This is a genomic window from Clostridium estertheticum subsp. estertheticum, from assembly GCF_001877035.1.
GTDB classification, from domain to species: domain Bacteria; phylum Bacillota; class Clostridia; order Clostridiales; family Clostridiaceae; genus Clostridium_AD; species Clostridium_AD estertheticum.
Map to the genome: position 1 here is coordinate 3,958,799 of NZ_CP015756.1, position 21,903 is coordinate 3,980,701.

The 21,903-nt window shown below is 28.9% G+C and carries 21 protein-coding genes; 10 read left to right on the forward strand and 11 right to left on the reverse strand.

What is annotated here, in order from left to right:
- Positions 1 to 44: 44 nt before the first annotated feature.
- The 3 genes from A7L45_RS18500 to A7L45_RS18510 all read right to left on the reverse strand — a co-directional run bounded on the left by A7L45_RS18500 (position 45) and on the right by A7L45_RS18510 (position 5,581).
- A complete protein-coding gene (locus A7L45_RS18500) occupies positions 45 to 1,475 on the reverse strand; it encodes a beta-barrel domain-containing protein (protein ID WP_071614151.1) in 1,431 nt (476 codons plus the stop codon).
- The gene (locus A7L45_RS18505) at positions 1,465 to 3,687 is read right to left on the reverse strand and encodes a peptidase domain-containing ABC transporter (RefSeq protein WP_071614152.1); all 2,223 of its coding nucleotides are present in this window, start codon (positions 3,685 to 3,687) and stop codon (positions 1,465 to 1,467) included. The genes A7L45_RS18500 and A7L45_RS18505 overlap by 11 nt, the downstream gene beginning before the upstream one ends.
- Before the next feature lie 385 nt (positions 3,688 to 4,072).
- Positions 4,073 to 5,581 (reverse strand): MFS transporter, encoded by a 1,509-nt coding sequence (locus tag A7L45_RS18510; RefSeq protein ID WP_071614153.1) that lies wholly within the window; start codon positions 5,579 to 5,581, stop codon positions 4,073 to 4,075.
- Between the two features lie 134 nt (positions 5,582 to 5,715).
- Here A7L45_RS18510 and A7L45_RS18515 point away from each other — a divergent pair, with 134 nt between their 5' ends.
- Both A7L45_RS18515 and rodA read left to right on the forward strand, forming a co-directional pair.
- Entirely contained in the window at positions 5,716 to 6,315 is a 600-nt protein-coding gene (locus A7L45_RS18515) for a TetR/AcrR family transcriptional regulator (RefSeq protein WP_071614154.1), read from the forward strand.
- A gap of 86 nt (positions 6,316 to 6,401) precedes the next feature.
- Positions 6,402 to 7,496 carry a rod shape-determining protein RodA gene (gene rodA, locus A7L45_RS18520; protein WP_071614155.1) on the forward strand — a complete coding sequence of 365 codons (1,095 nt, stop codon included), beginning with the start codon at positions 6,402 to 6,404 and terminating at the stop codon, positions 7,494 to 7,496.
- Between the two features lie 24 nt (positions 7,497 to 7,520).
- Here rodA and A7L45_RS24130 read toward each other — a convergent pair whose 3' ends face one another.
- The 3 genes from A7L45_RS24130 to A7L45_RS18530 all read right to left on the reverse strand — a co-directional run bounded on the left by A7L45_RS24130 (position 7,521) and on the right by A7L45_RS18530 (position 10,521).
- Positions 7,521 to 7,643 carry a hypothetical protein gene (locus A7L45_RS24130; protein ID WP_257786555.1) on the reverse strand — a complete coding sequence of 41 codons (123 nt, stop codon included), beginning with the start codon at positions 7,641 to 7,643 and terminating at the stop codon, positions 7,521 to 7,523.
- Positions 7,644 to 7,755: 112 nt separating this feature from the next.
- Positions 7,756 to 9,834: a methyl-accepting chemotaxis protein gene (locus A7L45_RS18525; RefSeq protein WP_071614156.1), complete on the reverse strand. Its 2,079-nt coding sequence runs from the start codon at positions 9,832 to 9,834 to the stop codon at positions 7,756 to 7,758.
- Between the two features lie 315 nt (positions 9,835 to 10,149).
- Entirely contained in the window at positions 10,150 to 10,521 is a 372-nt protein-coding gene (locus A7L45_RS18530) for a hypothetical protein (protein ID WP_071614157.1), read from the reverse strand.
- Between the two features lie 508 nt (positions 10,522 to 11,029).
- Between A7L45_RS18530 and panB the strand changes: the two genes are divergently transcribed.
- The 4 genes from panB (at position 11,030) to A7L45_RS18550 (ending at position 13,504) form a co-directional block, all read left to right on the forward strand.
- Positions 11,030 to 11,857, forward strand: a complete 828-nt coding sequence (gene panB, locus A7L45_RS18535) for a 3-methyl-2-oxobutanoate hydroxymethyltransferase (RefSeq protein WP_071614158.1) — start codon at positions 11,030 to 11,032, stop codon at positions 11,855 to 11,857.
- 63 nt (positions 11,858 to 11,920) lie between these two features.
- On the forward strand, positions 11,921 to 12,766 hold the full coding sequence (panC, locus tag A7L45_RS18540) for a pantoate--beta-alanine ligase (protein WP_071614159.1): 846 nt from the start codon (positions 11,921 to 11,923) through the stop codon (positions 12,764 to 12,766).
- A gap of 51 nt (positions 12,767 to 12,817) precedes the next feature.
- Complete coding sequence (gene panD / locus A7L45_RS18545) at positions 12,818 to 13,201, forward strand: aspartate 1-decarboxylase (protein WP_071614160.1); 384 nt, start codon at positions 12,818 to 12,820, stop codon at positions 13,199 to 13,201.
- An 81-nt stretch (positions 13,202 to 13,282) separates the two neighbouring features.
- Positions 13,283 to 13,504, forward strand: a complete 222-nt coding sequence (locus A7L45_RS18550) for a DUF378 domain-containing protein (RefSeq protein WP_071614161.1) — start codon at positions 13,283 to 13,285, stop codon at positions 13,502 to 13,504.
- Between the two features lie 40 nt (positions 13,505 to 13,544).
- Here A7L45_RS18550 and A7L45_RS18555 read toward each other — a convergent pair whose 3' ends face one another.
- The gene (locus A7L45_RS18555; protein WP_170288072.1) at positions 13,545 to 14,030 is read right to left on the reverse strand and encodes a hypothetical protein; all 486 of its coding nucleotides are present in this window, start codon (positions 14,028 to 14,030) and stop codon (positions 13,545 to 13,547) included.
- Between the two features lie 38 nt (positions 14,031 to 14,068).
- Between A7L45_RS18555 and A7L45_RS18560 the strand changes: the two genes are divergently transcribed.
- Positions 14,069 to 14,377 carry a hypothetical protein gene (locus A7L45_RS18560; RefSeq protein ID WP_071614163.1) on the forward strand — a complete coding sequence of 103 codons (309 nt, stop codon included), beginning with the start codon at positions 14,069 to 14,071 and terminating at the stop codon, positions 14,375 to 14,377.
- A gap of 84 nt (positions 14,378 to 14,461) precedes the next feature.
- On the opposite strand, the gene A7L45_RS18565 is transcribed toward A7L45_RS18560, so the two are convergent.
- On the reverse strand, positions 14,462 to 15,196 hold the full coding sequence (locus tag A7L45_RS18565; RefSeq protein WP_071614164.1) for a lysophospholipid acyltransferase family protein: 735 nt from the start codon (positions 15,194 to 15,196) through the stop codon (positions 14,462 to 14,464).
- A 174-nt stretch (positions 15,197 to 15,370) separates the two neighbouring features.
- Here A7L45_RS18565 and A7L45_RS18570 point away from each other — a divergent pair, with 174 nt between their 5' ends.
- Positions 15,371 to 16,240, forward strand: a complete 870-nt coding sequence (locus A7L45_RS18570; protein ID WP_071614165.1) for a ComEC/Rec2 family competence protein — start codon at positions 15,371 to 15,373, stop codon at positions 16,238 to 16,240.
- A gap of 103 nt (positions 16,241 to 16,343) precedes the next feature.
- Here the strand turns inward: A7L45_RS18570 and A7L45_RS18575 are convergent, their stop codons facing one another.
- Positions 16,344 to 17,171 (reverse strand): undecaprenyl-diphosphate phosphatase, encoded by an 828-nt coding sequence (locus A7L45_RS18575; protein ID WP_071614166.1) that lies wholly within the window; start codon positions 17,169 to 17,171, stop codon positions 16,344 to 16,346.
- A 93-nt stretch (positions 17,172 to 17,264) separates the two neighbouring features.
- Entirely contained in the window at positions 17,265 to 18,152 is an 888-nt protein-coding gene (locus A7L45_RS18580; RefSeq protein WP_084647514.1) for a DMT family transporter, read from the reverse strand.
- A 206-nt stretch (positions 18,153 to 18,358) separates the two neighbouring features.
- On the opposite strand from A7L45_RS18580, the gene A7L45_RS18585 reads away from it, so the two are divergent.
- Positions 18,359 to 19,717 carry a Mur ligase family protein gene (locus tag A7L45_RS18585; RefSeq protein WP_151553884.1) on the forward strand — a complete coding sequence of 453 codons (1,359 nt, stop codon included), beginning with the start codon at positions 18,359 to 18,361 and terminating at the stop codon, positions 19,715 to 19,717.
- Between the two features lie 26 nt (positions 19,718 to 19,743).
- Complete coding sequence (locus A7L45_RS18590; RefSeq protein ID WP_071614168.1) at positions 19,744 to 20,475, forward strand: type 1 glutamine amidotransferase; 732 nt, start codon at positions 19,744 to 19,746, stop codon at positions 20,473 to 20,475.
- A gap of 101 nt (positions 20,476 to 20,576) precedes the next feature.
- Here A7L45_RS18590 and A7L45_RS18595 read toward each other — a convergent pair whose 3' ends face one another.
- On the reverse strand, positions 20,577 to 21,860 hold the full coding sequence (locus A7L45_RS18595) for a helix-turn-helix domain-containing protein (RefSeq protein ID WP_071614169.1): 1,284 nt from the start codon (positions 21,858 to 21,860) through the stop codon (positions 20,577 to 20,579).
- Positions 21,861 to 21,903: the final 43 nt, after the last annotated feature.

Consider the following 21,903-nt stretch of genomic DNA (forward strand, 5'->3'; position numbering starts at 1 on the left):
CAAATACAATTATCATTTAATGAGAAAAACTTTTACTAGAAAAATTAATCTTTAAAATTTAATTTTTCTAGTAAATAATATAACATCTTTTCTCTTCGTGTAATTATTCTTGCTTCACATGTCATGCCTGGTTTTATTACTGCTTCTTCATTTTTATGACTATATAAAATATTATTTTTTAATATTCCTTCTCCTTTATAAAAAACAATACCCTTTTCACTATCCGTTTGAGAATTAACACTTATGCTTTCCATACTACCTTTCAAAAATCCATATTCATTATATGGTAATGAAGTAAAACTATATTTAATCTCCTGTCCATCCTTTATATTTGCGATATCTTTATCAGGTATAATTAATTCAACTTTATAAGCATTTGATTTAGGCAAAATATTAGCAACTATTGCCCCAGTTTGAATTATTATTCCAGGTTGTAAATTGGCCTTAATATCAAGCTTTCCGTCAATATTAGATTTAACCTTACACTTTTCTATATTTTCATTAATTTCCTTCAAGCTAGCATCCACTTCTTTTAACTTTTCATCATTTGAATTTAACTTTTCCTCTATTTGAGCTAGTAATGTTATTTTGTTTTTTTCTTTTGATAAATTTACTCCTTCATCAAATTTAATTACATTGCTATTAGTAGTTTTTAATTGTCCCCTTAATTCATTGATTGACTTCCTAGCCTCCAATTTAATATCACTCTCTAATTTAATTAACCCATTCTTATTATCTTGTATTTCAGCATCAATTTGTGCTATTGCATCACCAGACCCTATTTTATTTTGTAATACTTTTTTGCTTATTACTAATTGTTGTATTTTACCATCTATAGATTTTCTTGAAATTTGATAATTATTAAACTGCTCATTATAAATACTTCCCTTTGCATTATAATTTTTATTATCTTCGATTGATTTAATTGATTTTTCTAAATGATTTATTTGATTAACTGAATCATTTTTAGAGTTTATTAAATTAGTTTTATCTTCAATTGACGCTTTATTACCAAGAGTATAACTTTCATATTTATAATAATGCTCTTTTTCTTCTTTACTCTCCTTAAAATAGTTAGTATTATCAGCAATGCTTTTCTTTAGTTTACCTAAGTTATTAATATCATTTGTTAAAACTTTTTTTTGACCGTCAACTTTACTCCTCTGAGTTTGTAATGGGGTATCATCTGTTTTATATAAAACCTCATCTTTTTTTATAGTTTGTCCATTTTTCATATATACTTCTTTTATTTCTCCAGCTATGGGGTTAGACACTACATAAGATTGTTCATTTGGTTTTACCATTCCCGTTACGTTAACTACAACTTCTTTTTCACTAAAACACGCCCATAGTATGAAAGAAATAATTACTGCTAATAAAATATAAACAAATATACTTATGAACTTATTAGGTTCATTTTCCATTACTTGCCTACTTTCACTAAGGTCATCCAAACTTTCTATTTTAAATTTCATTTGTTTCTACCTCCTTAGCTGCTACCATTTCTTCTTCATAACTATCTGGAAGTTGTTCTTTCCATAACTCAGAATACTTACCCTTTTGTTTTATAAGTTCTATATGAGAACCTCTTTCTATAATTTCTCCTTTTTCTAAAATATAAATAGTATCACATCTCATAATAGTGCTTAATCTATGTGCAATTATTACAGTTGTTATATCCTTACTAAATTCATATATTGTTTTTTCAATAGCTCTTTCAGTTATTGAATCCAAATTGCTTGTTGCTTCATCCATAATAAGAATTTCAGGCTTTCTAAGTATGGCTCTTGCTATTGATAATCTTTGCTTTTGGCCTCCTGAAAAATTAGAACCATTTTCTTCTACTAAAGTGTTGTATCTTAAAGGGATTGAGTTTATAAAGTTATGTATCTGAGCCTTTTTACAAGCTTCTATAATTTCTTCATATGTTAAATATGGATTTCCAAGTGATAAATTTTCAATTATTGTTCCATTAAATAAAAATGTTTCTTGTGATATATAGGCTGTTTTATCTCTTAATGACTCCACATTAATATCTTTTATGTTATATCCATTTATAAGTAATTCACCTTTTTCACATTGATAGAAGTTCATTAGTAATTTTGCTAATGTAGTTTTCCCAGAGCCACTTTCACCAACTAAAGCTATCTTTTCTCCAGATTTAACTTTTAGATTTATATTTTTTAATATAAGACTTCTTGTCCCATATCTAAAATCTAAATCCTTAAATTCTATATCACCTTTTAATGTTTCAGGAACTATTTTTTTATTTTCATCAATGGATTTTTCTAATGATAAATCTAGTATTTCTGAAAGCCTTTCAGCTGCCACTATCGCTGTTTGTACAGTTGGTTGTAAGTTGATTATATTTTCTATTGGGTCTAGGAAATATACTAATAAGGCATTAAAGGTTAGTAGTTCCCCAAAACTTATTTTCCCACCTAATACTTGTAATGTTCCAATCCAAAGTATTACAATTGAAAATATCCCTTTTACAAAACCTTTTAATGATACCTGAAAGTTATTTATAAATCCATTTTTAAATACAGCTTTTATAAGTTTTATAAATCTTTTTTCTGTTTCTGCATTAACTTCCCCTTCTGCATTAAAAGCTTTTATAGTTTCTATCCCAGTTAATGATTGAACTAAATAAGATGTTAATTTTGCATTACTTTCCATTGTTTCTCTGTTAACTTTTTCAATACTTTTTTTAAATATAAAAACTATTATTCCATAAAGAATTAATGGTACTAAAGTAATTCCAAACAATAAAGAACTTTGAGAATATAATATTGATCCACCTATTATAACCATAAAAACATCTATCATCATAGTAAGAGTTACACCTGAAATAGCATCTCTTATTTTAGAAGCATCATTAAATCTTGATATAATTTCTCCAACTTCTCTAGTTCCAAAAAAGTTCATTGGTAAATTAATTACATGGTCATAATATCCAAGCATTAACGGAATATCTAAACGTTGACCTAAATGAATTAAAAGCTGAGTTCTAAAAGCATTTGTAATAACCTTAAATGTAATTAAAATAATAAATCCAATTGAAAACATATGTAATGATTGAGTTAGATTATTTGGTACTATGTCATCTAATAACAACTTAAAATAAAATGAACCTAAAATACCAAATATGGTTATTAATACAGACGATAAAAATATATTAACTAATAATCCCCTTTGTGGTTTTATCAAATCAAAAAACCTTGAAAATACTCCCTTAAGTTCATTTCCTTTTTCAAACTTAACAGTTGGAGTCATAAGAATAAGTATGCCTGTCCATATATTGAAAAAATCTGCTGGTTTATATTTAACTATCCCCTTTGCTGGATCTGCAACTAAAATTTCTTTTTCACTTATCTTATGTATAACAACATAATGCAAGAGTGTTTTATCTATGATCACATGTGCTATAGCTGGCAATGGTATTCCACTAAATATGTCTTCCGGTTTACTCGATTTAACCCCTTTAGCCGAAAAACCTAATCGTTCTGATGCTTTAATTATTCCTAAAGCACTTGTCCCCTTTTTATCAGTACCGGACGCCTCCCTTATTTTAGATATTGGATACTTTAATCCATATGTCTTACATATTGTTGCTAAGCAAGCGCAACCACAATCTTTATAGTCATGTTGCTTAATACAATAATATTTTTTAAATATATTTTTCATTATACACCTCACATTTTTCATGATTAATTTATCATAATTATAGCAAATTATGATAAATTATGCTATGATTGCATTGTAAAATTAATCGTATAATGTATAAATTTATCTAAAAAGAGGTGATATTGTGGATTTATTAATAGTAAAAAATAAAATCTTTTTTTATATTATATCTTTCATTAATGACAACCCCTTTATTAAAGCTTGTTTAATTATAGGTATAGGTGCTTTAATATTTTTATTAGGAGTAAAAGTTGGACATGCACTGAATAATTTAATGTTATGATATTATTTGATTAATGTGACCTACAAAATGCGAAATTAAAAGTGATATGCTCCCCTTAAACTAGACAAATTTGGAAAGGGGAGCATTTTTATGTTGAAAAATTTATACTATGAGTTTTTCAATATCCGTTTGTTTTCTATCAGTAAATAATGCACATATGGACAATAAAAAAACTATAGTATAGGAAACTACGAAAGTGTTATCGAATGCTTTACTTAGTTCCTTATTTTTAATGTCTCTAATAACATCTTGATTTGGATTATTAATTTTATTTAACATTTTTCCTTTAATAATTGGTTGTAGATTTGCTTGTGAATTTATTTGGGTCGTAACATCCTTTTTAATGTTATTAGTTGCATTTGTGACATTACTATTTAATATACTCACAAGAACTGCAATTCCTATACACATTCCTATTTGCCTTGCAGCATTAATAATTCCTGATGCTATACCACTTTTTTCTACAGGTAGGTATTTTATTGATGAAGCGATTGATTGCACTGAAAATCCAAATCCAATTCCCATAATAACAAGGGTTATTCTCATGCTTGTTATTGAAGTGTTTATGTCTATCTGCGATAACAACACTGTGCCTACTCCAACAATAAGTATTCCTGAGAAATTAACAAGTCTTGATCCAATCTTTTTAACCAAAATACTACCTAGAGGGATACCTAATACCGAAGCTAGTGAAAGAGTCATCAGTACAAGGCCAGACTTAAGAGGAGAGTAGTTAAATACCTCTTCTAGATAAAAATTTAATAATAAAAGTGGCGAAGCTGTTGCAAACCCTGCTGACATATAAAGAATGCAAGAAGCCGTAAATGTACTTTCCTTAAATAAATTAAGTGGTAGCATTGGTTCTTTAGTTTTAACTTCAATAATTAAAAATGTAATAATTGATAAAATACAAATGCAAAAAAGTGATACTATTGTTTTTGATTGCCATCCATAATCGTTTCCTTTAAGAAGTGAAAAAACTAAGCAAAATATACTTATCATAAGTAAAATTGCACCTAGAACATCTACTTTTTTTGAAACTGTAGTATCATAAGATTCATTCAACGATAAAGCTGCAAAAACTATAGCTATAATAGTCATTGGAACATTAACATAAAAAATATATTTCCAGTTCAAATATTGGATAATTATTCCGCCCATAGGTGGCCCAGCAGCGGCTGCTAAAGCTGTAATCCCACCTGATACAGCTATTACAAAACCTCTTTTTTCTTTGCCAAAAATTTCAAGTCCTAGAGGTAAAACTACAGGAGTTACAATTGCAGCGCCTATCCCTTGAAAAAATCTCATAATGATCAAAAATATAAATGAATTCCCTACCCCACAGAGTAGTGATGATAACCCAAATATAAATAATCCTATTATTAAAATTTTTTTTCTTCCAAATTGATCTGCAATTTTAGAACCTATAATTAGAAAAACTGAAAATGATAACAAGTACGCAGTTGTAACCCAACTTACATCATTAATGCTTTTGCCTAAATAAGTTGCTATATCTGGTAATGCTATATTTACTATAGTACTATCCAGAACCCCCAAAAAACAACCAATAATTAGTGCTGTAAAACCTAAAATAACCTTACTTTTTTTCATAAAACCCTCCTAATGTGAAACTTATTTCATATTCGTATTGTATACTTTATGTTTCACCATGTCAAGAACATGAAATTAATTTCATATTGTTGACAAAAGATACGCTTTACCTTAAAATCTAACTAGGTGATATTATGAAAAGAGAAATAAGAATACCAGTTCAAAAAAGATCAATTGAAAAAAGAAAAAAAATAATTGATGCCGCACTAAAAATATTCAATGAAAAAGGTTATTTCAACACCAATACAGCTGAAATTGCTAAGGAAGCGGAATTAGCTACGGGGAGTCTGTATGCATATTTTAAAGATAAAAAAGATATATTTCTAGAAGTTACAAATTTATACGGAAACGCTATTTATAATCATAGTGTTACCGAACTGAGTAAAATAAAAGATACAAGTGATTTGGATTTAATTATAAAAACCACTATAAATATAATAATTCAAAGCCACAAAATATACTCAAATTTCCATCAAGAAATGATGACATTATGTTATATAGATAATGATATTAAATACCAAGTTCGTGAACAACAAAAACTTTTGCTCAATAAATATATCGAAGAATTTAAATTTTTCAATTTAAATATTAAACATAGTAAAGAAAAATATTTTTTGATATATTCATTAATTGAAGATACCTGTCACGAAATTGTTTATGCTGACAAATCAATTTTAGACAGAGATGTTTTAATAGATGAGTGTGTCAAGGTAATAAAAAAAGTATTATTATAATGTTAATTCATCACTTTGAGCTATATCCTTTGAAGAAAACTTCAAAGAGTTTCTTTTTCACTAAATTTTAAAGGCGGTTGTTTACGATGAAAAAAAATTTATTTAAAAAATTGGATTATATAATTCTTATCACTGCAATTCTTATTGTTGTTTTCGGCAGTCTTAATATTTACAGTGCTACATATTCAGATTATAAATATTATTATTTAAAATCACAGTTAATATGGCTATTAATAGGATTTATTTTAGTATTTATCATTATATTGATTGATTATAAGAAAATACTTAGTTATTCATACCTAATTTATTGGGTTGGAATTGTATTAGTGTTATATACTGATTTTATGACCAAATCTATAAATGGAGCTAATTCATGGATAAGGATTGGAGGCTTCAGTCTTCAGCCAGGCGAATTTATGAAAATTGGATTAATACTTATTCTCGCAAATCGAATAGAATATATGGAAGGCGATGTAAATAAGCCTAAAAACTTACTCATTCTATCTTTATATGCCTTACTTCCTATAGCTTTAATTATAAAGCAACCTAATCTAGGTATGGCAATGATATTTTGTTTTATTGCTTTTTCTATATTATATATATCAGGTTTGAATTTGAAGGTCATTTTTTTGGGAGCGATAGCTATAATTCCTATTAGCACTCTAATATGGTTTACTGGAGTTCTAAAAACTTATCAAAAAAATAGAATTATTGCCTTTTTAGATCCTGCATCTTATCAACAGGGTATTTCATATCAATTAACACAATCGATATCAGGAATTGGTTACGGTGGTCTATTAGGAAATGGATTTTTTAAAGGGATTCAAATTGGAGTTATTCCTGAAATTCATACTGATTTTATATTTGCTGCGGTTGGAGAAGAGTGGGGTTTAATTGGAGCTATATGTTTACTTTCATTATATGGAGTAATGATGTGTAGAATAATCAAATTGGCTAAATCATCAGAAAATATTGCAGGTAGTTTAATTTGTGTAGGTACAGTTGCTTCATTTTTATTCTCTATTTTTCAAAATATAGGTATGACAATTGGAATTATGCCAATTGCCGGAATAACATTACCATTTATGAGTTACGGAGGAAGTTCTATGCTTACTAATTTTATTTCCTTAGGATTAGTTTTAAATGTAGGGATAAGAAGACAAAAAATTGATTTTAGATAGATATTTAGCTTTATCTGTAATTAACTAAAATGTTACTTTTGGAACAACATTTGAACCTGCTGATGCTTTAAAACAGCCATTAACTTTCCTAATCCAGCTGTTAATTACACTTACGGTATTTTCATTAATTATAAACAATACCCCCAATTGTATCACTCTACAATTAGGGGTATTGGTTTAATATTTTAATTTCTAATAAATATCAACTATACCGCCGTCTTCATCTAAAATTAATTTAATGAATCCACCAATATAATATTTATTCAAATTTGAACATTTCAAGTTTACCTTGAAGTTCCTCAATTAATACTATAAGATTATTAGCATGGTTATTAACTTCTTCTGAGGAAGCAGATTGTTCTTCCATAGAAGCAACTATCTGCTCCGTAGAAGCAGAAGTTTCTTGTGCAACTTCTGATATACCATCTATCATTGTAACCACATTATCCTTATCTGCAGTGGTTTTCTTTATACCTTGAATTTCTTCCTTAACCTGGGACAATACCTCATCAATTGAAGAGGTGATCTCTTGCATTGACATATTTATATTTGTTACAGCTTCCTTTTGAATTTGATTAATTCCATTGGTTTTATTCATAAATTCAACTGCGGAACTTGTATCAGTTATTATGCTATCAATAATCTCTTTAATATTTAATGACGAATCTTTAGATTTTTCAGCAAGTTCCTTTACTTCCTCTGCAACTACTGCAAACCCCTTACCTGCCTCACCTGCTCTTGCAGCCTCAATAGAAGCATTCAATGATAAAAGATTAGTTTGTTCTGAAATATCCGATATAACATTTGTAACTTCTGCTATATTATTTGATTTTTTATTTAATTCACTAATTATTTCAGAAACCATTCCAAGTGACGTTTCAAGTTTTGCATATGAACCTTCTAGGGTTCTAACATCATTATTACCTTTACCAATATCATTTGTAGTCTTATTTAGTAAGTTTTCTATTAAACTTGATTTATCACTGATTGTTTCAATTTCATGGCCAAGACTTACAATAGCAGCAGCTCCATTCTCAATCTGCTCTGTTTGTCCTTGTGTTCCAGAAGATATCTCTCCTATAGACTCTGTTACCTCTCCAATTGCTAAACTATTTTGTTTTGATATAGTAATCAAACTACTTGCTGTTTCTTGTACTGCTTTAAATTTTTGGTTTAACTCCGAAATTAAAGAATTTAGATTTCTTGTCATATCATTAAAGTCATTTGATAAATCTTCTAATTCATCGCCCGATCTTATATCTAATAATATTGTCAAATCACCCTTTGCTGTTTTATTAACTACGTCTTTAATATGTTTAATACCTTTTACCAATTTATCACTTGTTATAGCAGCTAATAGAACTACTATCATCAATGTCACAACTAAAACTATAATACTTAACCTAACTAGATAATTTACTTTACTTGTAACTACTGATTCAGGTTTTAATGAAACCACCTTCCAATTTAAACCTTCTATTGTGGAATAAGATGCATCATAATTGGTCCCTGCTATAGTTGCATCAGTTATTCCTTTCTTATCACTATAAACCTTATCAGCCCAAGAATATTGTTTACTAAAATCCTCTTTATTTGCTACAATATCTTCAATTCCTTTATCATCATATTTCCCTGAAAAACTTGGAGCTACATTTTTACCCATTTGAGTAAATAGTGAAGAACTTATTAGAGTTCCCTTGTTATCAAGGAAAATTAATTTATTACTATTTCCTTTTTCAAGAGTTGTCCTAACATCTCCCATTGATGTTAAACTAATATCATATCCCAAAGCTCCTATGAATTTTCCATTTTGTTTTACAGGATAAGTAATAGAAATCATCATTTCTTTTGTTCCACCTTTATCCTTGTAAACATCAAACCATACTATATCCCCTTTTGCTTTTGTATCCTTAAAAGCTTTTAAATCTCTCGCCACGCCTGGATAAGGACTCCAAGGAAATATGTCCATAAATCCTGTTTTAGCACTAATGTAATATGTATCAACAAGAGATTTATCATTATTTTGTGCATTCTTAAGTAAATTTGTTATCATAACATTTTTATCTTTGCCATTATCCACGGTTCCAATTCCACTTGCAACTTCCTTAATAGAAGATTCATACTTTGATAAATATGTATCTATATTTTGACCTGAACTTTGTGCAATGCTAGAATTTTGTTCCTCCGTTGAAGTTTTTATTTGTTTATATGAATATGTTATAAAAGTTCCTGCAAGTAAACATGAAGCCACTAGCGTTGTTACACTCATTGATAATATAAATTTCTTTTTAATAGACGTTCTTTTTACTCTTTTTTCATTCGCTCTTTTTTGTTTCATAAATCTTAGTCCCCTATAATTCTGGGCTATGTTTAAAATAATATTGATAATATCAAAATTTCCTCATTAATTTCTTAATCTATTATAATTACAGGATTGTAAGCATATACCATAATATTCAGCTTAAACATAGCCTGATTATTTTATGTTTCAAACATTTTATCCAATTATTACATTCAGTCCCTCATTGAATATATATCCATCTTAATCAGCATATGTTATTATTTATTAATTTTACTAATATTTTTAACCATTGTCAAATTTTTATCAAAAAAAGAGGTACAAATTTCCATAAGAAACTTGTACTTCTCTTTATTACTTTTTATTATTCTTAACTCTGTTTGGTTTAGCTTTAGGCCTCATAACTATATCATTTTTTTTATCTTTTTTATAACCAGTATTATTATACTTTGATCTAGAAATATTTCTTCTTTTCATAAATCCTGATAAATCCATAAACCATAAAGCAAAAATAACAAATACCCCTGGTATTACATATCTAGATACAAGGGTCGGCATAGTTGGCCACATAAATACAGGTGCTATAAAAAATACTATAGCTATTGTAAGCACTGCCCACTTATTAATTTTTATTTTACTAAGTAAAAAAGTTTTTAAAACATAATATATTATAAAAACAACAATTGTAAATGCTATCATACCGAGTATTTGCATGGCTATATCCATATTTATCCCACCTTTTCTACAAATGAATGTATATTATACATTATCAAACATTTTCTACAATATATCAATAGTTTATGCATTAATTTATATAATTATATTTGTAAAATTATGTTTGTATTAAAAATAAATTTATGCTAAAATATTTTTGGGTAGTATCGATTGCGAACTGCACTTTATTGTTTAACATAAAAAAATCATTAAATAATCTGCTCATATCATTATGAATGAGACGGCGCTAAATGAGTATCACCACTCTCAGTTACCATGAGATGTTTTTCTAGATTTACTAATTCGAAATATTTCATACTAGTGGTTGCAGCTCCTAAGCGAGTGACTTAACCTCTGGTTTTCTTTTAAATATAAACAATTCAGATGCAATCGCATACTTAATTTACCCTATTTAATTTTACGCAACCCTTGTTTTTCTATATAAGGGACATTCAAGTAAATAACCAAAAATCATAAATATTAATTCAAACAATATTTAAAAATGTAGGAGGATTGAAAATTGAAAAATTCTGTTTCTACCTTTATATCTGCAAAAAAAGCAGGTACTAAATTAACAATGCTTACAGCTTACGATTATTCAATGGCTAAAATTATTGATGAATGTGGCGTTAATGGTATTTTAGTAGGAGATTCATTAGGCATGGTTTGCCTTGGGTACAAAGACACCTTAAGTGTCACTATGGATGATATGCTTCATCATACTAAAGCTGTTGTTCGCGGCACTAAAAATGCTCTTGTAGTAGGAGACATGCCTTTTATGTCTTATCAAAGCTCATTATGTGATGCAGTTAAAAACGCAGGGCGTTTTTTACAAGAAGCGGGAGCATCGGCTATAAAACTGGAAGGCGGAGCTGTAGTTTGTCCTCAGATTAAAGCGATAGTTGCTGCTCAAATACCTGTTATGGGTCACATTGGGCTAACTCCTCAATCTGTTAATATGTTTGGAGGCTTTAAAGTCCAAGGAAATAATAGCATAGACGCTAAAAAACTTATTGAAGATGCCAAAAAAATAGAAGATGCAGGTGTATTTGCTATTACACTTGAATGTATACCTGCAAAACTTGCAGAGCTTATATCAAAGGAAGTAACTATACCAACTATTGGTATAGGTGCTGGTGGTGGCTGTGACGGTCAAATTTTAGTATACCAAGATATGCTAAATATGTTTGAGGATTTTAAACCAAAGTTTGTAAAACGTTTTGCAAATGTAGGTGACCTAATGAGATCTGGATTTAAATCATATATTAAAGAAGTAACCGAAGGAACTTTTCCATCCAGTGAACACTGTTTTAAAATAAATGATGAAATTTTAAAAAGTTTATATTAAATTTATTTAAGAAAGGAAGTGTAATTGGCATTAATAACACTATGGTACTAATGCCTCTAGCAAATGAATACTGTAAAAACTATTAACGAAGTTCGTAATCAAGTCAAAGTTTGGAAAAAAGAAGGTTATAGCATTGCCTTAGTTCCTACTATGGGATCTTTACACGCGGGCCACGCAAGTTTAATAAGCCGCGCTGCAAAAGAAAATGAGAAAGTTGTGGTAAGTATTTTTGTAAATCCAATACAATTTGGTCCTAGTGAAGATCTAGATTCTTACCCAAGAGATCTAAATAAGGATGAAATTGTATGTGAGGGTGCTGGAGCTGATTTAATATTTGCACCAAAAGCCACAGAAATGTATTATAAGGATATAGAAGCAAGTGTGAGTGTTAAAGAACTTGCAGCAGGGCTTTGCGGTGCTAAAAGGCCAAATCATTTCGCTGGAGTATGTACTGTAGTTTCAAAACTCTTTAATATAATTCCTGCAGACAAAGCTTATTTTGGGCAAAAAGATGCTCAGCAGTTAGCTATAATAAAAAGAATGGTTAGAGACTTAAATTTTGATATAGAAATTATTGGTTGCCCTATTATACGTGAAAAAGATGGACTTGCAAAAAGCTCACGTAATGTTTATCTATCACCAGAAGAAAGACAAGCAGCCTTAATTCTAAATAAAAGCTTAACTAAATGTAGAGAAGCCTTGTCAAATGGTGAACGGTCAACAAATCTTTTAAAAGAAATTATAAAAGCGCAAATTCAAACTGAGACTTTGGCAAGGATTGATTATATTGAAATTGTAGATGCTTTGTCCCTCGATGCTATAGACTTTGCAAACAAACCTATTCTTGTTGCCATAGCTATATATATTGGCAAAACAAGATTAATAGATAATTTTATATATGAAGCTTAACTTATTAATTAATAATTATTAACTACCAAATAGAACTACAGGAGGATTAATATGATATTAACTATGTTAAAATCTAAAATACACAGAGCCGTAATCACGCAGGCTAAATTAAATTATGTAGGAAGTATAACAATAGACAAATTACTAATGGAAAAATCTAATATTCTAGAATATGAAAAAGTTCAAATCGTAGACATTGATAATGGTAATAGATTTGAGACTTATGTTATCGCAGGGGATGCAGGTAGTGGAGTTATGTGCATAAATGGAGCTGCCGCTAGATGTGTCCAACCTGGAGATAAAATAATAATTATGACTTTTTGCCAAATAAATGAAGAAGAAGCAAAAATAATTAAACCTACAGTAGTATTCGTTGATGAAACAAATGCTGTAGTCGAAATAGCTCACTATGAGAAACATGGTCAAATAAAATAATTTTTTTTTAATAATGTAATAATTTTTGAGTAATTGTAAACAATAATATCACAATACTTTATTAAAGAGGAGATGTTTACAATGAAAGCACTAGATGGTACTGCACTAGTATTAGTTATTATAGGAGCTATAAATTGGGGATTAATTGGATTCTTCCGATTTGACCTAGTATCCAGCTTATTCGGTACTGGCTCGGCCTTAACAAGAATTATTTTCGCTCTAGTAGGTTTATGTGGCCTATATGCTTTATCTTTCCTCGGAAGAGACAGAGATAGTGACAGAGACAGGACTGAAGTTAAATAATTTCTAAATAAATATATTAAAAATTTAAAAGAAGCCGAATTTAAAATTCGACTTCTTTTATATTCAAATTAAATCTTAACTGTACCAAAGCCAACCTATCTCTAACTCTTATTACAATTAAACTTTGTGATTGTTTTTTATTTACATCTTGTATAATCTTAGAATACTTATTATTTAACATCATTATAAAACCCCCGGCTTTAGATTGAATTTCATATCCATTAGATTTTTTTATTATAATCAAATTTTCCCATTGATGAGGAATATAATTTGTAAACTTCATTTCAAAAATCATTCCTTGTTGCTCGAGTAGTCTCAGTAAACTATTATAATGATCATTTAGCATATTATTTGTAAACTTTAACCCTCCGCTAACACTATTACTATGTTCTAAGAGCTTGCTTTGATCGATTAATTGTAGTTCATATTGTTTTTTTATATTGTCTAACTTCTTTATTTTACGATTCACATTCTCTAAGTAATGATTATTATTATCTTTATCCATAATTATTACCTTGCCTTTCATAGTATTCTTTATGTAGAATGTAGTTGAGGTGATTATACATGAATAAATTTATAGACTTGATTATTTCCACATTAGAATATATACGTAAAAATAGTAAATTATATATTACATCATTTTTTAATAAAACATACTTCTTAATCGATAAAAATTTTACTTTAAATAAAATTTACAAACCAATTCTAAAAGAAAAAACTGATACAAACAAAAGATTACAAGGAGCGATAAACACTGTAAATAGTAAAAATAAAGAAGTTGAAAAAGCAATATTAAATTATAAAAATCAAAATACCTTACTACAAGAAAAAATATCTATAATTGAAGATCTAATAACAAAAAGGTATGATTAATTATAATATAAATTAAAAGAAAGAGCTGCGCAGGAAATGACTTGCAGCTCTGAAAGAGATGACTCGCAGCTCTGAAAGAGATTATTAACCAATTTTTTTCTCGTTTTCCTTGTTCAAATTGTTTTGAATTATGTTTTGTATTACATCCGATATATTTGCTTTTTCTTCCTTTGACATATCATCAAGATATATAGGTTTACCAAAGATAAGCTTAGCATTTGCCCTTTTAATTTTGCCATTATTACCTTCCAAGGCCGTATAAGTATCATACAATGTTATAGGAACAATAGGGACTCCTGCTTTTATTGCAAGCCTCATACTACCCTTCTTAAATTCTCCCATAGTGTTACTTCTACTTCTAGTTCCTTCTGGAAAAATGAGCATTGAATATCCATTTTTTAAGTATTCAACACCTTCTGCAATATCCTTAAGTGCCTGTCTTGGGTTTTCTCTATCCATAAACACACAATGTATTTGTTTCATCCAATAACTCATTATTGGTATCTTGATCATACTTTTTTTAGCAACAGCTCCCGTAATATTATTCATATTAGATAATATTACGGGTATATCAAGATCACTTTGGTGATTTCCAACAAAAAGGCAAGCCTCCTTTGGTATATTTTCTCTTCCACTAACTGTCAAATTCAAATTTGCGGCCTTTAGTATAAATTTAGCCCAATTCGTAGCCACCTTAAATAGGTATACCTCTGCTTCTTTTATAGATTTTTGCCTTTTGATTCTGTTTAATTTGGGTTTCTTCATGCTTATCCAAATCAAATTAATAATAAAAAGCATATAAAAATATATAGTTCTCATATATCTGTTCCTTTCATTCTTTAATTTAATTACATATCATTCTTTAATTTAATTACATATATAATTATACTAGTTAATAAGTTTTATTTCAAATTTCTCGTAAATATTGATATTTATTTATACATTTGGGCAACATCATTTATATAAATAAATATTATGTAGGAGATTACCTTTATGCCAAAAAAAACCTGGTTAAAATATACACTTATTTGTGTTTCACTTATTTTTGTAATTGTATGTACAACTATAAGCTACAAATCTACTATAAAAACTAGCTTAGATTTAGAAAACAATATGGTAACTCATTTTATTGACGTTGGCCAAGGTGATTGCGCACTTATTCAAGTGAATAATAAAAATTTACTAATTGATAGTGGTACAAGTGATTCAAAACAAAAATTAATTAGGTATTTGAAAAAAAACAATATCACAAAACTAGATTATATAGTTGCAACCCATCCCCATGAAGATCATATAGGTGGAATGGCTAGTGTTATTAAAAACTTTGAAGTTGGCGAATTTTATGCACCCAAAGCAATAAGTTCAACTCAAACATTTAATGATATGATTGACGCACTTCGGTCTAAAAATCTAAAAATAAAAATAGCTACTCCTAATATATCTTTAAATTTAGGTCCTAATGCCACTTGTATTATGTTATCCCCAAATAAAACCACCTACGATAATCTAAATAATTACTCTTGCACTCTAAAGATATCATACAAAAATTCAACTTATTTATTTACAGGCGATATAGAAACTCAAGCTGAGCAGGAGTTAATAGCTAATGGGTATGATCTATCAGCTCAGGTACTTAAAGTTGCACATCACGGTAGTAAAACATCTTCTTCAAAGGAATTTTTAGCTAAAGTATCTCCAAAGATTGCTGTAATAAGCTGTGGCATAGACAATGATTACGGTCATCCAAATAGAGAAACCTTAGATAGACTTAAAAGACTAAACACTATTGTCTATAGAACTGACCTAGATAAAACTATTGTACTTATAAGTGATGGGTCAAAGATAAAAAAGCTAGATAACTAGCTTTTTTATCTTGTAGTGCGTCCTGATGTAAATGAATATTATTATGAATTTCTTAATGGAATTTCATGTTTCAACCTCTTATTTGGTGCCACGTAGGAGAAAATTAAATTAAAATAGTAGTAAATTTAATTAAACATAATAAAACTATACCAACAATTATTCTATAAACAGCAAATACCTTCATAGGTTTTGTCTTTAAATAAGCAATAAATCTTTCAACTACAAGAAGTGCAACCAAAAATGCAACTATAAACCCTATAACCAAGGTAATAATTTCTCCACTACTAAAATTCATACCCGTTTTATATAAAGTAAGTGTTGCTGCTCCTACCATAGTTGGTATTGCAAGGAAAAATGAAAACTCAGTTGCAGCAACTGTAGAAACTCCGCAAATCCAACCTCCCATTATAGTAGATGACGATCTTGACATTCCTGGCCAAAGTGCCAAACATTGAAAACATCCTATTTTAAATGATTGTTTAATACTTATTTTCTCTACAGTTTTTGTTGTATGCTTATTTCTAAATCTATTTTCAATAATAATTAATAGAATTCCTCCAACTATAAGTCCTATGGCCACGGTACCTGGATTAAAAAGATATTTTTTTATTTTATCATTTAGAAGAAAACCAAAAAGTGCAGCCGGTATAAATGCGATTATAATATTAGTCCAAAATTTAATACCTGACGGCTTAAGTTTAAAAAATTCCACAATCGAGTTCCATATTTTACTCCAATATAAAACTATAATAGCAAGAATTGCTCCTAATTGAATTACTACCTCAAAACTATCTGCAAACGGGCCTTTAAAATTTATAACATTTCCCACAATGATCATATGCCCCGTGGAGGAAATAGGAATAAATTCTGTTATTCCTTCGACTACAGCTATTATTATAGCTTTTAAAACCAATATAATGTTTAAATCCATCTATTGTTTGCTCCCTTCTAAAAATAATTTGTAATTTTTAATTATAATATATTAACCTATTAAATACAATTAAATTTCCATTAATATCCTTTTTCACAACTTCTCCGTGCTTGTCCTCTTTGTTCTTATCATATATACTGCACATATTACTAAAACAGTACCAACTATCTGCATAAGTGTAATATGCTCATGTAATATAAAAAACGATATAATCATAGCAGTTGGTATTTCTAGATTTCCTATTATAGATACCTTAAGCGATCCTATATATTTTATAGCTGCATATAGTAGTGTTAAAGGAATGATTTCACAAAATATGGCAAGTATAATTGTATATATTAAAAGGCTTTTAGTTATATCACCCCTAAAAACAAATAGAGGGAATTTGTATATCATAAGGCTTATTAGTGAAAAAAGTGTTGAATAGGCATTAATAGTTAACGGTCCAATTCCCTGTAATTTTTCTTCACTATAAATATTCATAAAGGCATAAAACATTGCACATATTAAAGCAAATATTACTCCAATAAGTGAATATTTAGGTCGGCTTGATAAAATATCAAGAGTTAAAAGGCAACCAAAGAATGCCAGAAACACTGCAAAAACTTTTATGTAACTTATTGATCCCTTCTTAAACACCGCTGAATATATGAATACCATTATAGGATATGTATATAGTAATATAGCCACCATTTGAATAGGTAAATAGTTATAGGCTGTATAATAAAATACTGTCATAAATGTATTTCCAACGATTCCAAGTATCGCGAGTCTTAATAATTGCTTTTTTGTTACCTTAAATGACTTTTTATTAAAAATATACATGATTACAAACATTAATGGAACAGCTATAATGTACTGAAGTGTGAGTAAACTTATAGCATCAATTCCAAGACCAGAAGCTAGCTTTACAAATAATCCCGCACTCCCGAATAATACAGCTGAAAAAATCGAATAAATATATCCTTTGCTAAGTAAAATAGTATGATACCCCCAGTACTTTAATGTCTCTTATATTTATATTCTAACAAATCCATGCCTAAAAAGCCACAAGATTTAATAATAAGTTACATTATATTGTTAGACATTTATGTTAGTATGTTATAAAATTGTATTATCATAAATATAAGCTATAATAAAACTTATGCTAATAATAAAATCTAAATTCATAAGTACAATTAAAGGATGTGTTCAAAATTAAAATTCAGTCATTACTCAGTATATTAGTTTCAAAATTTGTTATGACATTATCAAAGTCTATATTTCAAGGAGGCACTAATTTCCCTGGGAAAATCGCTCTAAAACTTGATAAAAACATTTTGAAAACAATTGCTAATAATTACGAGGTTATACTTATAACCGGTACAAATGGTAAAACCACAACAACAAGCATGATTTATAGTATTGTAAAAGACAGCAAAAGACCTGTAATTACTAATAATACTGGTGCAAATATGTATACAGGAATTGTTGCATGCTTCATTTCAAATTATTCTTTTAAAAAGTCCACCGAGAAAAAAATTGCTGTTATAGAAGTAGATGAGGCTAATCTTAAATTTGTAACGCAGTATATAACTCCAAAAGTAATTACTATAACAAACCTTTTTCGGGACCAAATGGACAGATATGGGGAAGTATATACAACTCTTAAAAAAATACTTGTGGGAATCGAGAAAGTTCCTGAATCAACTCTCGTCCTTAATGGAGACGAATCTTTATTTGGAAACTTGAATCTTACAAATGATGTGATTTACTATGGTTTTGGAACGAAAGTTAATGAAAATAAAATTGTAGATATCAATGCAGATGCTAAGTTTTGCACAATCTGCAAATCTCCCTACAGTTATAATTTTATAACCTACAATCATCTTGGAGATTTCTATTGCCCTGTATGTGGATATAAAAGGCCAGAGCTTACCTACTTCGTGGATAAAGTGATTGATTTAAATACCAGTGGTTCCTCAGTTAATATTAATAATAAAGAATATTACATAAACCAACCAGGTACGTATAATATTTATAATGCCCTATGTGCCTACTCCGTAGCAAAGGTTCTTGAAACTTCCGATAACGTTATAGAACATTCTCTTAAAACCGTAGCTAGTAGCTTTGGTAGACAAGAAACTCTAAATATTGATGGTACCGAGGTTAAAATAATATTGGTTAAAAATCCTGCTGGCTATGATGAAGCTGTAAACACTATTAATCTTGACAAACGTACAATAAACTTATCTCTCCTATTAAATGACAATTATGCAGACGGTAAAGATGTCTCTTGGATTTGGGATGTAAATTTTGAGCGCCTTACCAGTCTTGATGTTAACAAAGTTATGATCTCGGGAATACGCTTGTACGATATGGCAATAAGACTTAAAGTAGCTGGTTTTTCATCAGATTCTTTCCTACTTTGCACGGACGAAGAAGCCTTACTTAAAGAAATTAAATCTTGCAATGGCGAAATAGTATATGTACTCGCAACCTATACCGCAATGATAAATTTAAGAAAATTTTTACATACTAAAGGTTACATAAATAAAATATGGTAAAAAATCTAATTCAGAAGGTGAATAATATGGAAATTAACATTTGTCATCTATATCCTGATTTATTAAATGTATATGGGGATGTAGGAAATATTTTAATACTAAAACACAGAGCAGAGCTTCGAGGAATTGAAGTAAACATTGTTAATATATCTATGGGCGATAATTTTAAAGCAGAAGATTACGATATTGTTTTTTTTGGAGGTGGCCAAGATTATGAACAAACTATAGTTTCTCCAGATCTAATAACTCTAAAAAAAGCATCAATGGAAGAGTATATAGAAAGTGGGAAAGTATTTTTAGCCATTTGCGGGGGATACCAATTGCTTGGGAAATATTATACAACGCCAAGTGGTGAGAAGGTTGAAGGTCTTGGCATCTTGGATATTTGCACAGAAAGCGGTGACAAACGTTTTATCGGCAACACAGTAATTCATAACGAAACATTTGATGAAACTTATGTTGGCTTTGAAAATCATTCTGGAAGGACCTATATTAACGGTTTATCACCCCTTGGCAAAGTTGAAGTTGGATATGGTAATAATGGGGAAGATGGTTACGAGGGTTGCGTATATAAAAATACCTTCTGTACTTATTTCCATGGTTCGCTTCTTTCTAAAAATCCTGAACTTGCAGACAGATTGCTTTCAATTGCATTAAATAACAAATATGATGAAGTAGCTTTAACTTCCCTAGATGATACTCTCGAAATTAAAGCCAAAGAATTTATAATAAAAAGGGAAACTTCGAATAATAAATAATAATAAATAATAATAAATAATGCTATGAATTTCTCCGGTATTGGCACCAAATAAGAAGAGCCGAAACATAAAAAAGATGTATATTTGGATAACTTCCAAATCTACATCCTTTTTTCTAATTGTAATGCCAAACTAAAATACTTTATAGAATCAGCCACATTAGATAGTTTATGGTACATACTCCCCATTTCCAAATAACGAGCATATATATCTTTCTTATTTCCAAACTTTAATAGTGAATCTAAAGATAAATTCATGTACATCTCTGCACTAGATGAACTCCCTTGCCTATCAAGAATAATAGCTTTATAATAATAACTTTTTTCTATAAACTTAATATCATCTAAATTAATCGCATAGTTTAATACTTCATCAGAAATATTCTGTGCAAGTTCCACTACATCATTTTTAATAAGTTCTTCAACACAATTAAGCATAAATTCGACTAGTCCTACCTTATCATCTCTAGGATATACGCTTAACCCCTGACTTATATAGTCAATTGCTTTTTCTTTCATATTACAGTCAAACATGGTTGACCCATAATTGAAAATAGCCATTGCCTTATAAGATAACTTATCTTTATATAACTCATATGACTTTTGCTCATATTTTTGAAAGTCACCATTTTTCATTCTTATAGATAAAATAGCTAACATATGATATATCTGGGCCGCACGAAGATCTGTATCCACATGTTTAACCAAATCTAGTAACCTTTTTCCTACTTCAAAAGCACGTTCATAATTTTCTAGCTTAATATTACAAGCGGCCTCATTATACGTTACTATTATTATTTTTTTATAATTCAGAATCTCGCTGTTATAAAGTCCCTTTCTAACATTACGATAATAACTCGATGCTTCTAGAAAATCTTCTTTTATATATAGATGTCTTGCCATATCTATATAATAAGTTAATTTATTATCATCTCTAGATGTTTTTAAATACAAATCATAATACTTTGATGTAACTGCTTGAGTATTCTCAAAATCTTTTTTATCTAAGTAAAAATTAAATAACATATGCATTAATTCAATAGCTAAATCATAATAATTATATTTTTCAGCTACCTCCAAATTATAGGATACATTAGTTTTGTAATCCTCATCCTTAGTAGCTATATTCTCATCATTTTTAACATTTGCCTTTAATATTGCAATATTTTCCTTAACTTGCTCAAATATATTTTCATTTAGATATCCGAGATCTATGTCTAGTTCCTTACTGATTAATTCTAATACCCAAGGCTCTGCTATAACCTTATTGTTTTCTATGCAACTCATTTTAGATACTGATATTTTGTCATCACATATCTCTTTTAATGTATATCCTTTATATATTCTACTTCTTTTTATTTTTTCTCCCGTTGATAATATTTTCATTGTCATCACCTATCCACAAATCATATAATTAATCTGTAAAATT